This is a genomic window from Streptomyces sp. NPDC031111 (assembly GCF_055570675.1).
The window spans coordinates 481,802-496,703 of the sequence record NZ_JBVIGS010000002.1; the positions used below are offsets into that span (position 1 = coordinate 481,802).

The 14,902-nt window shown below is 71.3% G+C and carries 15 protein-coding genes; 5 read left to right on the forward strand and 10 right to left on the reverse strand.

The features are described from left to right. Window positions 1-361: 361 nt before the first annotated feature. Entirely contained in the window at window positions 362-1,822 is a 1,461-nt protein-coding gene (locus ACZ470_RS05925) for a sensor histidine kinase (protein WP_468424776.1), read from the reverse strand. After that, the gene (locus ACZ470_RS05930) at window positions 1,819-2,508 is read right to left on the reverse strand and encodes a response regulator transcription factor (protein WP_468424777.1); all 690 of its coding nucleotides are present in this window, start codon (window positions 2,506-2,508) and stop codon (window positions 1,819-1,821) included. Before ACZ470_RS05930 ends, ACZ470_RS05925 begins: the two co-directional genes overlap by 4 nt. Before the next feature lie 161 nt (window positions 2,509-2,669). On the opposite strand from ACZ470_RS05930, the gene ACZ470_RS05935 reads away from it, so the two are divergent. Further along, window positions 2,670-5,084, forward strand: coding sequence for an MMPL family transporter (locus tag ACZ470_RS05935; protein WP_468425191.1), 2,415 nt, complete (start codon window positions 2,670-2,672; stop codon window positions 5,082-5,084). Here the strand turns inward: ACZ470_RS05935 and ACZ470_RS05940 are convergent. The 8 genes from ACZ470_RS05940 to ACZ470_RS05975 all read right to left on the reverse strand — a co-directional run bounded on the left by ACZ470_RS05940 (window position 5,077) and on the right by ACZ470_RS05975 (window position 11,213). Then, window positions 5,077-5,844 (reverse strand): TetR/AcrR family transcriptional regulator, encoded by a 768-nt coding sequence (locus ACZ470_RS05940; RefSeq protein ID WP_468424779.1) that lies wholly within the window; start codon window positions 5,842-5,844, stop codon window positions 5,077-5,079. The genes ACZ470_RS05935 and ACZ470_RS05940 overlap by 8 nt on opposite strands. 24 nt (window positions 5,845-5,868) lie before the next feature. Next, on the reverse strand, window positions 5,869-6,384 hold the full coding sequence (locus ACZ470_RS05945) for a thiol-disulfide oxidoreductase DCC family protein (protein WP_468424781.1): 516 nt from the start codon (window positions 6,382-6,384) through the stop codon (window positions 5,869-5,871). Continuing rightward, window positions 6,381-6,788, reverse strand: coding sequence for a hypothetical protein (locus tag ACZ470_RS05950; RefSeq protein WP_468424782.1), 408 nt, complete (start codon window positions 6,786-6,788; stop codon window positions 6,381-6,383). The genes ACZ470_RS05945 and ACZ470_RS05950 overlap by 4 nt, the downstream gene beginning before the upstream one ends. A gap of 162 nt (window positions 6,789-6,950) precedes the next feature. Beyond that, window positions 6,951-7,730, reverse strand: a complete 780-nt coding sequence (locus tag ACZ470_RS05955) for a succinate dehydrogenase iron-sulfur subunit (protein ID WP_106412783.1) — start codon at window positions 7,728-7,730, stop codon at window positions 6,951-6,953. Further along, window positions 7,730-9,484: a succinate dehydrogenase flavoprotein subunit gene (gene sdhA, locus ACZ470_RS05960; protein ID WP_468424784.1), complete on the reverse strand. Its 1,755-nt coding sequence runs from the start codon at window positions 9,482-9,484 to the stop codon at window positions 7,730-7,732. The genes ACZ470_RS05955 and sdhA overlap by 1 nt, the downstream gene beginning before the upstream one ends. 19 nt (window positions 9,485-9,503) lie before the next feature. Further along, window positions 9,504-9,986 (reverse strand): succinate dehydrogenase hydrophobic membrane anchor subunit, encoded by a 483-nt coding sequence (locus ACZ470_RS05965; RefSeq protein ID WP_468424786.1) that lies wholly within the window; start codon window positions 9,984-9,986, stop codon window positions 9,504-9,506. A 5-nt stretch (window positions 9,987-9,991) separates the two neighbouring features. Next, a complete protein-coding gene (gene sdhC, locus ACZ470_RS05970; protein ID WP_468424787.1) occupies window positions 9,992-10,372 on the reverse strand; it encodes a succinate dehydrogenase, cytochrome b556 subunit in 381 nt (126 codons plus the stop codon). A 178-nt stretch (window positions 10,373-10,550) separates the two neighbouring features. Next, complete coding sequence (locus tag ACZ470_RS05975) at window positions 10,551-11,213, reverse strand: 2-oxo-4-hydroxy-4-carboxy-5-ureidoimidazoline decarboxylase (RefSeq protein ID WP_468424788.1); 663 nt, start codon at window positions 11,211-11,213, stop codon at window positions 10,551-10,553. Window positions 11,214-11,399: 186 nt separating this feature from the next. Between ACZ470_RS05975 and ACZ470_RS05980 the strand changes: the two genes are divergently transcribed. The 4 genes from ACZ470_RS05980 to ACZ470_RS05995 all read left to right on the forward strand — a co-directional run bounded on the left by ACZ470_RS05980 (window position 11,400) and on the right by ACZ470_RS05995 (window position 14,850). After that, a complete protein-coding gene (locus ACZ470_RS05980) occupies window positions 11,400-13,019 on the forward strand; it encodes a beta-N-acetylhexosaminidase (protein WP_468425192.1) in 1,620 nt (539 codons plus the stop codon). A gap of 132 nt (window positions 13,020-13,151) precedes the next feature. Then, window positions 13,152-13,658 carry a hypothetical protein gene (locus tag ACZ470_RS05985; RefSeq protein ID WP_468424789.1) on the forward strand — a complete coding sequence of 169 codons (507 nt, stop codon included), beginning with the start codon at window positions 13,152-13,154 and terminating at the stop codon, window positions 13,656-13,658. 106 nt (window positions 13,659-13,764) lie between these two features. Beyond that, window positions 13,765-14,322, forward strand: coding sequence for a hypothetical protein (locus ACZ470_RS05990; RefSeq protein ID WP_468424790.1), 558 nt, complete (start codon window positions 13,765-13,767; stop codon window positions 14,320-14,322). Between the two features lie 132 nt (window positions 14,323-14,454). Next, window positions 14,455-14,850, forward strand: coding sequence for a hypothetical protein (locus tag ACZ470_RS05995; RefSeq protein ID WP_468424792.1), 396 nt, complete (start codon window positions 14,455-14,457; stop codon window positions 14,848-14,850). Window positions 14,851-14,902: the final 52 nt, after the last annotated feature.

Consider the following 14,902-nt stretch of genomic DNA (forward strand, 5'->3'; position numbering starts at 1 on the left):
AACAGCGATGAGAGGAAGCTAGACACCCCCGCTTTCGCCCCACTGTCTCCCCCTGAAAGCCCCCTGACACCTGGGGCTCGCCGCGCCCATCCGCGGGCAGCCGCCCGCCGCCCATCCGCGGGCAGCCGCCCGCCGCGCCCATCCGTCTGCCGCCCCTCCGCGGGCAGCCGCCCGCCGCGCCCATCCGTCTGCCGCCCCTCCGCGGGCAGTCGTGCCGCTGGGGCGGCACGGGTGGGCGCGACGGCACCCGGCAAGCGCCGGGCCGCGCGACCCACCCCTGGCCGGCACCAACGCGGGGCACTCCCCACGGCGCCGGGCCGCGCAGACACCGCCGGCCCACGCCCACGCACGGGCACCCGGATCAGTCGGAGCGGACGCTTCGTTCGGGTGCCGGCAACGAAACGGTGACCGCCAGCCCTTCCCCCGGCGCCGTCACCACCCCCACCTCACCCCCGTGCGCCCGCACAACCCCCTGCACGATCGCCATCCCCAGCCCACTCCCCGCACCCCCACCCGCCCGGAAGAACCGGTCGAACACCCGAGCCGCGTCCTCCGCCGAAAGCCCCGGCCCCTCGTCCGCCACGGACACCCGCACCACCCCGTCGTCCGCCCGCGACACCCCCAACCGCACCGGCACATCCGCAGGCGTGTGCGTCCGTACGTTGCCCAGCAGATTCCCCAGCACCTGCCGCAACCCCGCCTCGTCCGCCCGCACCAGCACGGAACCGTCCGCGTCCACCGACACCGCCCGCTCCGGCTGCTGCACCCGCAGATCCTCCGCCGCGTCCCGCACCAGCCGGCACACGTCCACGTTCCGCAGCCGCAGTTCGGGACGCTGGTCCAGCCGGGCCAGGACCAGCAGTTCGTCCACGAGCCGGCCCATCCGGTCGGACTCGGCCATCATCCGGTCCCAGGCCCGCTTCCGCTCGGTCGGCTCCCGCAGCATCCCCCGCTCGTACAGCTGGAGATAGCCGCGTATCGCGGACAGCGGCGTACGCAGCTCGTGCGAGGCGTCGGCGACGAACCGCCGCAGCTGCGCCGCGCTGCGCTCCCGCGTGCGATACGCCGACTCCACCTGCTGGAGCATGGAGTTGAGCGCCAGCCGCAGCTGCTCCACCTCGAGGATCGGGTCCCGGCTGGACGGCACCCGCCGGGTCAGATCGCCCTCCGCGATCGCCGAGGAGGTCTCCACCATGTCCTCCAGCGGCCGCATCCGGCGCCGCACGCTGACCATGGTCAGGCAGGCCAGCAGCAGCAACAGCAGGGTGCCGATCGTCAGATCGAACTTGACCACCTTGGCGACGCCGTCGTGCACCGCCTCGGTGGAGGTGGCGATCAGGACGCACGTGCCGTCCGCCAGCCGGGCCGCGGTGACGCGGTAGACGGCGCCGCGCACGGTGACGTCGTGCGGTTCCGGGTCCTCGATCAGGCTGCGCGGGTCGCCCACCGCGTCCGTCAGGTCGTGCTGTGCCTCGGTCGGTTCGAAGCCCAGGATGCCGACGGGCTCCCCCCGGGTGTCGACGGCGGCGAAGATCGAGTCGGGGTCGTCCTCCCGGTTCCAGTCCGGGTCCACCCGGTCCCGGAAGAAGCTCAGCACGCTCAACGAGTCGATCTGGCGCAGCGTCAGCTGCGAGCCGTCGAGGGAGTCCCGGGTCCGGGTCAGCTCCGTGTCGATGTGGTCGAGCAGGTAGTACCGCATGCCCAGCACGCTCACCACCGTCGCCGCCACGATGCCGAGGGCCAGCAGCACCACGTTCGCCAGTGTCAGCTGCCCGCGCAGCGAGTGGATGCCCCGGCCCCGGCCGGGCTTCCGCAGCCTCACGTCAGGCCGTACCCGACGCCGCGCCGGGTGGTGATCACCGGCGGGCCCAGGGTGTCGAGTTTGCGCCGCAGATAGCTGATGTAGGTCTCCACGACGGTCGACTCGGCCGGCGTGTGCTCGTACTGCCAGACGTGGCGCAGCAGTTGCTCCTTGGGCACGATCCGGCCCGCGTTGCGCACCAGGAACCGCAGCAGCGCGTACTCGGTGGGGGTCAGCTCGACCGAACGGCCCGCGCGGCGCACCGAGTACGTCGTCTCGTCCAGCTCCAGGTCGCCGTGGCGCAGCGGGGCCCGCTGCGGCAGCACGTCGGCGGGGCGGGTGCGGCGCAGTACGGCCGTGACGCGGGCGACCACCTCGTCGATGTTGAACGGCTTGGTGATGTAGTCGTCGCCGAAGCCGAGCGCGCCGACGACCTCGGCGGGCGCGTCCCGCGCGGTGAGGAAGACCAGCGCCATCTCGGGGCGCCGCGCGCGTAGTTCGCGGCCCAGGGCGCGGCCGTCGCCGTCCGGCAGCATGACGTCGAGGAGGGCGGCGTCGGGGCGGGTGTGCTCGGTCAGGGCGAGCGCCTCGCGGACCGTGCCCGCGGTCATGACCTCGAAGCGGTGGTAGCGCAGGGCGATGGCGAGGACGTCCGCGATGCTCTCCTCGTCCTCCACGACCAGCACGGTGCCGGGAGCTGTCGTCATGCCCCCAGTATCGGCGCGCGCACCGCCCGCCGTGCCGGTCCGCGCTTTGGAGTTCCTTGAGAGTCCGGCGCCGGTCGTGTTCCCACGCGGGTGCCGCCGTCGATTCTGCTGCCCAGGACCTGGGGGACCGACCGAGCGACCAAGGAGTGAACGTGGCGGTATTGGCACGCTGGTGCTATCGGCATCGGCTGGTGGTCCTGTTGCTGTGGGTGGGGGCGCTGCTCGGACTGGGGGTTTCGGCGAGCGGCGCGGGGACGAACTACGCGGAGGTCTTCTCGCTTCCGGACACCGACTCCAAGCGGGCGTACGACCTGATGGAGCGGGCGTTCCCGGAGCGCGCCGGCGACACCGACACCGTGGTGTGGAAGGTCGACGAGGGCTCCGTGCGCGACGACTCGGTGCGGTCCCGGATCGAGCCGGCGCTGAGGGAGATCGGGCGCATGGAGGGCGTCGGAGCCGTCACCGATCCGTACGGCGCGCAGGGCGCGGCGCAGATCAGCCGGGACGGGCGGATCGCCTACGCGCAGGTCACGTTCGCCGAGCAGGCGGACGCCGTGCCGAAGGAGCTGGTCCAGGACGTCGTCGACACCGCGCGGGACGCCGCCGGCGACGGGCTCCAGGTGGAGCTGGGCGGCCAGGCCATCACCCGGGTCCAGGAGCCGCCGACGGGCACGGCCGAGCTGGTCGGCATCCTGGCCGCGGCGATCGTGCTGTTCGTGGCCTTCGGGTCGCTGTTCGCGATGCTGCTGCCCATCGTGGTCGCCGTCTTCGGCGTCGGCACCGGCATGTTCGGCACCCAGCTGCTCAGCCACGTCACCGACGTGCCCGAACTCGCCTCGCTGCTCTCCACGTTGATCGGTCTCGGCGTCGGCATCGACTACGCCCTGTTCATCGTCACCCGGCACCGGCGCGGCATCCTGCGCGGCGCCGACCCGGAGGAGGCGGCCGTCACCGCCCTCAACACCTCCGGCCGGGCCGTGCTGTTCGCGGGCGGCACGGTGTGCATCGCGCTCGCCGGGATGCTGGTGACGAACCTGCGGTTCCTGGACGGTGTGGTCATCGGCACCTCGCTGACCGTCGTCCTGAGCGTGCTCGCCGCCGTCACCCTGCTGCCCGCGCTGCTCGGGCTGCTCGGCCCCCGGGTGCTCAGCCGCCGCCAGCGCCGCAGGCTCGCGGCCAAGGGCCCGGAGACCGAGGCGGTGAGCGGTCTCGCGGCGCGCTGGTCCGCCTCGGTGGAGCGCCGCCCGCGGTCCGTGGCGGCCCTGGCCGTCGTGCTGATGGCGGCGCTCGCGATCCCGCTGCTGTCGCTGCGCCTGGGCACCGTGGACCAGGGCAACGACGACGCCTCGACGACCACCAGGAAGGCGTACGACCTGCTCGCCGAGGGCTTCGGGCCCGGCTTCAACGGCCCCCTCCAGGTGGTCGTGGACGGCGAGGCGTCCGACGGCCTGGTGACCGTCCTGGAGCGGACCGAGGGCGTCGCGCAGGTCGCCGCCGTGCCGCCGGCGAACGGCGTGACCGTCATCCAGGTCGTGCCCACCACCTCCCCGCAGGACGAGGAGACGGACCGGCTCATCGACACCCTGCGCGACGACGTCATCCCGGCCGCGGGCGTCGAGGCCCACGTCGGCGGGGTGACCGCGGTGTCCAAGGACTTCGCGACGGTGACCGGCGACCGGCTGCCGCTGTTCATCGGCACGATCATCGGCCTCGGCTTCCTGCTCCTGCTGCTCGCGTTCCGTTCCCTGGTGGTGCCGTTGACGGCCGCCCTGATGAACCTGCTCGCGGCGGCGGCCTCGTTCGGCGTCCTGGTGGCGATCTTCCAGTGGGGCTACGGCCTGGACCTGCTCGGCCTCGGCAAGGAGGGCCCCATCGCCTCCTTCCTGCCGATCATCATGCTGTCGCTGCTGTTCGGGCTCTCCATGGACTACCAGGTGTTCCTGGTGAGCCGGATGCACGAGGAATGGGTGCACACCCGGGACAACGCCCGAGCGGTGCGCGTCGGCCTCGCGGAGACCAGCCGGGTCATCAACTCCGCGGCCCTGATCATGGTCTGTGTCTTCCTCGCCTTCGTGCTCAGCGGCGACTACGGCGCGGCCATGGCGGGCGTGGGACTGGCCGCCGCGGTCGCCCTGGACGCGTTCATCCTGCGTACGGCACTGGTCCCGGCGGTGATGCATCTGCTCGGCCGGTCCAACTGGTGGCTCCCGGCCGGTCTGGAGAAGCGGCTGCCGCATCTGGCGGTCGAACCGAAGGAGGACGCCCTGCCCGAGCCCGCCGAGGCCCCGGACCCGCAGGGTGCCGCCTCGGTCGTCCACGGCTTCGTCCGCGATGCCGACGGCGAACCCGTGGAGAGTGCGGCCGTCACGCTGCTCACCACCGGCGGACGCCAGCTGGACCGGGTCGTCTCCCTCGCCGACGGGGCGTACATCGTCTCGGTGCCGGCCCCGGGAACCTATCTGCTGGCGGTCACGGCGAGCCGGTACGGCTCCCGCGCGGCGCACGTGACCGTGGTGGACGGCCCGCTCGTGCACGACGTGGAGCTCACACCGGGTGAGGTGGACGTGGTCAACTGACGGTGTCGGGGCGTCCGCCGTCGGCGGGCGCCCCCTTCTTCGCCGGGTCCGGGAGCGCCTTCGTCATTCCGGGAAGGAACTCCGTGAACAGCTCGTGCACCTCCCGCACCAGCGGCCGCAGCACCCGGAAGCGGGCCAGGGCGATGCCCCGCGCGGTGAGCCGGGCGCCGCGCTCGGCGAGGCGGTAGCTGCGCTCCCGGCCCTCGGTGCGGTCGAAGATCCAGTACAGGACGAGCCCCATCTGGGACAGCCACATCAACTCGGGCAGGATGTCCCGCAGTTCCTGCGGCACCTTCGTCTTCGTCCCGGCGAGCACCGCGCGGTGGACGCTGATCGCCTCCTCGCGCGCGTGCTCCGACTCCGGCGAGAACGGGCTGAGCGGGCTGTCCGGGTCGGCGGCGTTCTTGAAGAACTGCACCGCGAACTCGTGGTACGGCCCGGCGATGTCCAGCCATGCCTTCAGCACCCCGGAGAGCCGTGCCTCCAGGTCCGTCTCCCGTTCCAGGACCTCCCGGGTCGCCACCTGGTGCTCGGCGGCGATCCGGTCGTAGAAGCCCTGGATCAGGTGCTCCTTGCCCTCGAAGTAGTAGTACGCGTTGCCGACGGAGACCCCGGCCTCCTTGGCGATGGCCCGCATGGTCGTCTTGTCGTACCCGCGCTCCTGGAACAGCCGCATGGCCGTCTGGAGGATCAGCGCGCGGGTCTGCTCGGACTTGCTGGGGGTGGCGCCGTCGTCGGGGCCGTCGTTCTTCGCGGACACGGAAAGAGAGCCTAACGCCAGGGATCAGGTGCTCCGGGCCGCGGTGCCGCAGGTGCCCGTGGCGCAGCCCGGCGGGGCGTAGCTCCAGCCGTCGCGCGGATCGTACGTCCAGCCGTCGCCCCGGCGGTACACCCCGCCGCCCCACCCGGACACCGCCCCGCGCCACTTGGCGGCGGCCAGCACCGCGCCCTTGGCGAGCAGGAGGCCGGACGGGGTGCTCAGCCGGTGGGCCAGGCGCCGGTGCTCCCGCAGCGCCCACAGCGTGACGATCCAGGCCCCGGCGCCCCGGTACACCTGCCCGCCGTCCCCCACGACGGTGATCTCCTCCAGCGTGGAGCCGTGGTCGAGGCCGGGGAACCGGGTCCGCGCCGCCTCGGACGCCGCCGGGACCAGTTCCAGGGGGACCAGCTGCGGCTGGCGGACCAGCCAGTCCCGTACGAAGGCGCACAGGGAGCACTCGGCGTCGTAGAGCACGGTGAGCCGGCGGACCGGGACGCGCGCGGCGCCCCGGTCCTCGTAGGTGGCCGTCACGCCGCTCACGCCCCGGCCGTCGGGGCCACCCAGCCCTGCGGCGGCACCGGCGGCAGCTGCTCCCGCTCCATCACCCCGCGCCGCCGGATCTTGTTGAGCACGTACACGTTGCCCAGGTGCATCACGCCCAGCACCAGCAGCACCACGCCGAGCTTGGTCGACAGGGCCTCGAAGATGCCGCGGGTGTCGGTGATCGTCTCGTCGTCGCTCAGATACAGCGCGACGAACCCGAGGTTGACGAGGTAGAAGCCGACCACCAGGAGGTGGTTGACGGCGTCGGCGAGCTTCTCGTTGCCGTGCAGCACGTCGGAGAGGAAGATCCGCCCGTTCCTGCTGAGCGTACGAGCCACCCAGACGGTCAGGCCGATGCTGACGACGAGGTAGATGACGTAGGCGATGACCGTACGGTCCATGTCCCCCAGCCCTTCTTGAACGCGTTCAAAACGCTGACAGGGGAGACTCTAGACCCTTCTTTTGAACATGTTCAACTCGGGTGCCGCATTCCGCCGGGACAAACGCCGGAGGGCCCCGTCTCCGGCGGAGACGGGGCCCTCACGGACGTACGGCGACGTGCCTCAGTAGCGGCGCGTGATCAGCGCACGCTTCACTTCCGCGATCGCCTTCGTGACCTCGATGCCGCGCGGGCAGGCGTCCGTGCAGTTGAAGGTCGTGCGGCAGCGCCACACGCCGTCGCGGTCGTTGAGGATCTCCAGCCGCTGCTCGCCGGCCTCGTCACGCGAGTCGAAGATGAAGCGGTGGGCGTTCACGATGGCGGCCGGACCGAAGTACTGGCCGTCGTTCCAGAACACCGGGCACGACGTGGTGCAGGCGGCGCACAGGATGCACTTCGTCGTGTCGTCGAAGCGCTCGCGGTCCTCGGCGGACTGGAGGCGCTCCCGCGTCGGCTCGTTGGTGTCCTTCGTGATCAGGAAGGGCATCACGTCCCGGTACGCCTGGAAGAACGGCTCCATGTCCACGACCAGGTCCTTCAGGACCGTGAGGCCCTTGATGGCCTCGATCGTGATCGGCTTCTCGGGGTTGATGTCCTTGATCAGCGTCTTGCACGCCAGGCGGTTCTTGCCGTTGATCCGCATGGCGTCCGAACCGCAGATGCCGTGGGCGCAGGAACGGCGGAAGGTCAGCGTGCCGTCCAGATCCCACTTGATCTTGTGCAGACCGTCGAGGACGCGCTCCTTGGGGTCGATCTCCAGCTGGAAGTCTTCCCAGGTCGCCTCCGCCGAGACCTCCGGGTTGAACCGGCGGATCCGGAAGGTGACGGTGATGTAGGGGGAGTCGGCGAAACCGGGCTCGGGGGAACCGGCCGCGTCCGCCTTGTCCAGAACAGGGGTAGCCATCAGTACTTACGCTCCATCGGCTGGTAGCGGGTCTGGACGACCGGCTTGTAGTCCAGACGGACGGACTCGGTGCCGTCGGCGCCCACCTCGCGGTACGCCATCGTGTGGCGCATGAAGTTGACGTCGTCGCGGTTCGGGTAGTCCTCGCGGTAGTGACCGCCGCGGGACTCCTTGCGGGCCAGCGCCGAGACGGCCATGACCTCCGCCAGGTCGAGCAGGTTGCCCAGCTCGACGGCCTCCAGCAGGTCGGTGTTGAACCGCTTGCCCTTGTCCTGGATGGCGACGTTCTTGTAGCGCTCGCGCAGCTCGGCGATCTTCTCGACCGCCGTCTTGATCGTCTGCTCGGTGCGGAACACCATGACGTTGGCGTCCATGGTCTCCTGGAGCTCGCGGCGGATCTCGGCCACCCGCTCGTTGCCGGTGGAGGACCGCAGCCGCTCGATCTGCTCGACGACGAGGGACTCCGGGTTCTCCGGCAGCTCGACGAAGTCGGCGGTCTGCGAGTACTCCGCGGCGGCGATGCCCGCCCGCTTGCCGAACACGTTGATGTCCAGCAGCGAGTTGGTGCCCAGACGGTTGGCGCCGTGCACCGACACGCAGGCCACCTCGCCGGCCGCGTACAGGCCCGGCACGACGGTGGTGTTGTCCGCCAGGACCTCACCCTCGACGTTGGTCGGGATGCCGCCCATCGCGTAGTGCGCGGTGGGCTGGATCGGGATCGGATCCGTGTACGGCTCGATGCCGAGGTAGGTCCGCGCGAACTCGGTGATGTCGGGCAGCTTGGCGTCCAGCTGCTCCGGCGGGAGGTGGGTGAGGTCCAGGTAGACGTGGTCGCCCTCGGGACCGCAGCCGCGGCCCTCGCGGATCTCCGTGTAGATGGAGCGCGAGACGACGTCACGCGAGGCGAGGTCCTTCATGACCGGCGCGTACTTCTCCATGAAGCGCTCGCCGTCCTTGTTGCGAAGGATGCCGCCCTCACCGCGGGCGCCCTCCGTCAGCAGGATGCCCATGCGCCAGATGCCGGTCGGGTGGAACTGGAAGAACTCCATGTCCTCCAGCGGCAGCCCGCGCCGGTACACGGCGGCCTGGCCGTCACCGGTCAGCGTGTGCGCGTTGGACGTCACCTTGAAGAACTTGCCGGTGCCGCCGGACGCGTAGATCACGGCCTTCGCCTGGAAGACGTGGATCTCGCCGGTGGCCAGCTCGTAGGCGACCACACCGGCCGACTTCTTGACGCCGTCGACCTCGGTGATCAGCTGGTCCAGGACGTAGAACTCGTTGAAGAACTCCACGCCCTCCTTGACGCAGTTCTGGTACAGCGTCTGGAGGATCATGTGGCCGGTGCGGTCGGCCGCGTAGCAGGAGCGGCGGACCGGGGCCTCGCCGTGGTTGCGGCTGTGACCGCCGAAGCGGCGCTGGTCGATGGTGCCGTTCGGGGTGCGGTTGAACGGCAGGCCCATCTTCTCCAGGTCGAGGACGGAGTCGATGGCCTCCTTCGCCAGGATCTCGGCGGCGTCCTGGTCGACCAGGTAGTCACCGCCCTTGACCGTGTCGAAGGTGTGCCACTCCCAGTTGTCCTCCTCCACGTTGGCCAGCGCGGCGGCCATGCCGCCCTGCGCGGCGCCCGTGTGGGAGCGGGTGGGGTAGAGCTTGGTCAGCACGGCGGTGCGGCTGCGCTTGGTCGCCTCGATGGCGGCCCGCATACCGGCGCCACCGGCGCCGACGATGACGGTGTCGTACTTGTGGATCTTCATGATTCTCGCAGCCCCGTGCCTAGCGGATGTTCGGGTCGAAGGTGAAGATCACCAGCGTGCCCAGCAGGATGGTGAACACCGTGGCGGTGTAGAGCAGGCCCTTGAGCCACAGCCGGGTGTTCGGCCGCTCCGCGTAGTCGTTGATGACCGTGCGCAGGCCGTTGGCGCCGTGCAGCATGGCGAGCCACAGCATCAGCAGGTCCCAGACCTGCCAGAACGGCGAGGCCCAGCGGCCGGCCACGAAGGCGAAGCCGATCTTGGAGACGCCGCCGTCCAACACCAGCTGGATCAGCAGGTGGCCGAGGACGAGGACGACCAGCACGACACCGGACAGGCGCATGAACAGCCAGGCGGCCAGCTCGAAGTTGCCCCGGGTGGTCTTCGGGGTCTTCTTGGTCCGCTTGCGCGGGGGCTCGATGACCGGCGCCGGGTTGTCGACGGAGTACAGGGACGCTCCCTCGACGGGGCCGATGCCCGAGGCGGTGGTTTCAGTCGTGGACATTGGCGTCAGCTCCCGAACAGTTCACGAGCGGCGTGGCCGAGCACGGGGTAGATGGCCCCGATCATCAGCACGGCCCACAGGGCGACGACGGTCCAGAGCATCTGCTTCTGGTAGCGGGCGCCCTTGACCCAGAAGTCGACGGCGATGACGCGCAGACCGTTGAGCGCGTGGAACAGGATGGCGGCGACGAGGCCGTACTCCAGCAGCGCGACGATCGGCGTCTTGTACGTGGCCACGACCTCGTCGTAGGCCTCGGGGGACACCCGCACGAGGGCGGTGTCCAGCACGTGAACGAACAGGAAGAAGAAAATGAGGACGCCGGTGACTCGGTGAGCCACCCAGGACCACATTCCTTCCCGGCCGCGGTACAGCGTTCCAGCCGGCACGGAAATTTCCTCCGGGAGCGGGGATTGGGGCCGCGCCGGCTTTCCTTGTCGGTCGGGCCCGGCCGGGTACGGTCCACCGGCCCCCAGCATCGTAGCGACGGTTGCCTGCGGCGCTTACGGGGGGCCTGCCGGTGTGATCAAACTTGCACTCAAAGGGGTGCGGGGCGCCTCTCGGCGGCTACCGGGGTGGGGCTTTGTCACGTTCGCCGGGTGCGGGCCCGTCCGTGGCCGGTCGCGCAGTTCCCCGCGCCCCCAGGGCGTCGAGCAACCGTTCCCTGGCCAGGCGGCGGAGTTGGTCGGCTGCTACGACACGCTCGTCTTCCGGATCGTTTGCCAATCGTGACCGGATGTCCGTCAGGACGCGGTCCAGGGCTTCTTCCTCGGGGACCCCGTCCAGGGCGATGACGAAGACGTGGCCGAACTTTTCCTCGTACGCCGTGTGGGCCGCGGTCAGGGCCGTGTGGGCGGCGGAGTAGGTGTCGGCGGGGAGGGCGGGGAGGGCCTCCGCCGCCAGGGCCTCCGTCAGTTCCTTGGGGGAGAGGTCGTACGTCGCCTCGTCGGAGGCCGCCAGCAGGGACGCCAGGTCCGGGTAGGGGCGGTGGCCGGAGAGGCGCAGGGCCCAGCGAAGGCTGCGCAGGCAGCCCAGAAGGGCGCGTTCGGCGTCCTCGGCGGGAGCGGTGTTGAAGTGCTCCAGCGCGGACGGTGTGCCGGGCGCGCCGCGGGACTGTCCGGGTATGGCGACTCGGCCGGGGAGGTCTGGGAGACGGTGCGCAGGCAGCGTGGGTCCTCGTGGGCGTCGCGTGTATGTCGGTGGTAGATGCTGTGAGAGTTCTGACGTCACGTTATCGAGTGAGTCCGAGACGTGTCCGATCGGTACCCCGAATTCACCCGAACGGCAGAGTTTGAGAGCCGCTCGTCGACACCCCTCACCCGGATGGGTCGTACGTTGGGCTGTGTGAGTCAGCACAGGCAGCACAGGCAGCACAGGCGCCGCACGGTGGCGGCGGCGGTGAGGCGGCGACGGGTGCTGATCGTGGCCGTCACCGCGGGCGCGCTGGTGGCGGCGTCCGGCGTGAGCCTCGGCCTCTGGGCGACCTCCGACGACGACGGCTCCCCCGCGGGCTCGACGGCGGCGACGTCGGCGGAGAGCCCCGGCGGCTCCGACGAGGGCGCGGGCACGGCACGGGGGGAGAGCCCGAGTCCGAGCCCCAGCCGCACCTACCCGCTCTCGCAGGCGCCGCGCACCATACCCGCCGTCCGCGACCACACCGCCGAGCGCGGCCCCGGCTGGCGCCCCGCGCGGGACCACCGCGTGGTCGTGGACGATCCCGCGCTGGCCGACGAGGGGCGTCTGATAGCCGGCGAGCTGGGACTGACGTACGCGGGGGAGAAGGACGACCGGCGCGACGGCGACCTGCTGCTCGTCCTGAACCGCGACGAGGGCGCGAACCCCGAGTCGTACGCGATGACCGTGCGGGGCGGACGGGTGACCGTCAGCGCCCCCGGCGAGGCGGGCGTGTTCTACGGCACCCGCACGCTGAAGCAGGAGATACGCGGCACCGGAACCGCCCCCGAGGGCGTGGTGCGGGACGAGCCCGCCAAGGAGCGGCGCGGGCTGATGCTGGACATGGCGCGCAAGTACTACACGGCCGACTGGATCGAGGACCGGATCCGCGAGCTCGGCGATCTGAAGTACAACGAGATCGGCCTGCACTTCTCCGACGACCAGGGCTTCCGCATCGAGTCCGACTCGCACCCGGAGATCGTGTCCGAGGAGCACCTGACGAAGGCACAGGTGAAGGAGATCATCGACCTCGCGGAGAGCCGGCACATCACCGTCGTCCCCGAGATCGACTCGCCCGGACACCTGGGCGCCGTCATCGCGGCCCACCCGGACCTCCAGCTGCGCGACGCGAACGGCGCCGCCGTGCGCGGCGCGATCGACATCTCCAAGGCCGGGTCCGCCGAGATCGTCGACGACCTGCTGAACGAGTACGCCGGGCTCTTCCCCGGCGGTCAGTGGCACCTCGGCGGCGACGAGTACCAGGCGCTGGTGGTGTCCGACCCCGAGGCGTCCTTCCCGGGCCTCGCCGCCGCCGCGCGGGAGAGGTACGGCTCCGGCGCGACCGTGGAGGACCTGACCACAGGCTGGCTCAACGACCGGGCCGCCACCGTCCGCGCCCACGACCGCACGCCCCGCGCCTGGAACGACGGGTTCTTCCGGGGCGGGTCGGTGCGGGCCGACAGGGACATCCGGGTCGCCTACTGGACCGGCAAGGAGATCGGCGCCCGGCCGCCCGTGGAGTATCTGAGCGAGGGCCGCGACGTCATCAACTACAACGACGAGTTCCTCTACTACGTGCTCGGCGAGCCCCTGACCTTCGTCTATCCGACCGGCGAGCGGATCTACGAGCAGTGGACCCCGCGGGTGCTGCGCGGCACCACCGCCGTCCCGGAGCGGTACGACGACCAGATCCTCGGCGGGTCCTTCGCCATCTGGGGCGACATCCCCAGCGCCCAGACCCAGGAGCAGGTCGCGGCCGGGATCCGGCTGCCGCTGGCGGCGACCGTCCAGAAGCTCTGGGACCCGGACCGGCCGGACGTGTCCTGGGCGGAGTTCCGGAACCTGGCGGACGAGCTGGACTGACCGCCTCCGCCGCAGGTCCGTGCCGGTCCCTGCCGGGGGACGGATTGCCGCATACGGCTGCGAACCCTCGCAGGACTGTGGTGGTGTTCTGAACGAGCCGAAGGACCATCGCACCGGGGGGAAAACCAGCACATGGGCTACTGGGGGTATTTCGTCGTGGGCCGCGGGGAGCGGCCGCTCGCCGAACTGGAGACGCTGGCCGGCGCCGCCGCGGGCATGACCCTGCACACCTCGGCGCCGGACGGCTGGCAGGTGTGGGAGTACCCGAGCGGTCAGGGCGACATCGGGAACATGAACGACCTCGCCCGGGAGACCGGCGCGCCCGCGCTGTTCGGGTACGTCATGGACAGTGACTGCGTGGTCGTGGAGGCGGCGTCGCCGGAGAGCGGGGCGTGGACGACCTGCCTGGCGCGGGACCGCATGGCCGGCTACCTCGAGGGGCAGGGGGAGGGACTCACGGTCGACGACTACTTCCTGGAGCCCTCCGACGCCGCCGAGCGGGCCGTGTTCTGGGCCGAGGAGGCGGGACGAGTCGCCTCCGCCGAGCAGGTGGCCGAGGTGCTGACCGCCGACCCCGACCCGATGGCCGAAAAGCTCTTCTTCCGTCTGCTGGACCGGCTCGGAGTGGTGCCCCTGTGACACTCCGGGGCTGTCGCACGCAGTAAGGGGAGATGCGGGCTCCGTGAGGGATGGGGCACGTGAGGGCCTCGTCGGGGGCCCGCGGACATTCCTTGAGGAGGCGTGGATGAGCCTGGTGGAACTGATCGCGCAGGCCGACGAGCGCGGGCTGACCGTGAGCGGACTGGCTTGTTTGGATCGGTGCGTGCCCCTGCTGGGCGGCGACGACGAGGTGCTGCGGCCGCTGTGGGCGAGCCTCGCGGAGAACGCGGCCGTCGGCGACTGGGCGGAGCGGCTGGAGCAGACGCGCGGCAAGCTGGACGCGGCGCCCGGTGACGGGGACGAGGCCGTGGCGCTCGCACGCCGGATGCTCGCCGCCGCCCCCGCCGAGCGGTCCGCCGCCGCGCTGCGGGAGTGGGCCGACGACTGCTCCGTCGCCGCGCTGCGGATCCACCGGCTGCTGGACGGCGCCGACGACGACTCCGGCCTCGCCGGCGCCCGCCGCGAGGACCGCCCCGAGGGTCTGTCACCCCTGCTCGCCGCCGAACTGCGCCGCCAGGTCACGGTCCTGGAACTCCTCGCCGCCCACGGCCCGACGGGTCTGCGCGGGGCGCTGGAGGTGTCGACGGAGGGCCGGCGGGTGCTCCGTGCCGCGGTGTCCCGCCGCAGCCGCAGGGACAGCTGAGGCGACGTAGCATCCCGCACGCCTCCTGTGACCGTTCCGGGGCGGTCGTGCGGGGGTTGGGAGAACCGCCGGGATCCGGGTGACGAAACGCTTCTCCGGGGCGCTTACCAGGATGTGACGAGTGCGACGAGCGTGACGACCCAGCAGGAGACCAGGCCCTCCGCCGCGACCAAGCCGGTCCGGTGGGCGGCGGACGCGGTGGCGGCGATGCGCGAAGGGGCGCGCCTGCGCCTCGATTACTCGGCCCGCAGTCTGTGGAGCGTCGACCGGATGATCGAGGACATACGCCAGGAGGCGGCCCCGTTCGCCGCCGTGGAACTGGTGCTGCGCGGATTCGGCGCCTACGCCGGTGAGGTGATCGCCCGTCAGACCGGCGGCGAGTGGTGGGCCTCGGGCGGCGACCACTGGGTCCGCACCCCCGACGGCCGCCTCTGGGACCCGATCGACGAGGCCCGCCGCTGCTACACGGGCGACGGATCCCTGCGCCTGCTGTGCCGCGACGCGTCCGACGGGGCACCACGCTCCTGACGTGCGACGGCCGGGGTCCCCGCGCGGGGACCCCGGCCGTCGTCGTACCGGT

What these genes read in the sequence shown, in the direction of transcription:
- ACZ470_RS05930 (WP_468424777.1), bottom strand. Translation starts at nt 2,508, where the DNA reads ATGACGACAGCTCCCGGCACCGTGCTGGTCGTGGAGGACGAGGAGAGC.
- ACZ470_RS05950 (WP_468424782.1), bottom strand. Translation starts at nt 6,788, where the DNA reads ATGGACCGTACGGTCATCGCCTACGTCATCTACCTCGTCGTCAGCATC.
- ACZ470_RS05955 (WP_106412783.1), bottom strand. Translation starts at nt 7,730, where the DNA reads ATGGCTACCCCTGTTCTGGACAAGGCGGACGCGGCCGGTTCCCCCGAG.
- sdhA (WP_468424784.1), bottom strand. Translation starts at nt 9,484, where the DNA reads ATGAAGATCCACAAGTACGACACCGTCATCGTCGGCGCCGGTGGCGCC.
- ACZ470_RS05965 (WP_468424786.1), bottom strand. Translation starts at nt 9,986, where the DNA reads ATGTCCACGACTGAAACCACCGCCTCGGGCATCGGCCCCGTCGAGGGA.
- ACZ470_RS05985 (WP_468424789.1), top strand. Translation starts at nt 13,152, where the DNA reads ATGGGCTACTGGGGGTATTTCGTCGTGGGCCGCGGGGAGCGGCCGCTC.
- ACZ470_RS05990 (WP_468424790.1), top strand. Translation starts at nt 13,765, where the DNA reads ATGAGCCTGGTGGAACTGATCGCGCAGGCCGACGAGCGCGGGCTGACC.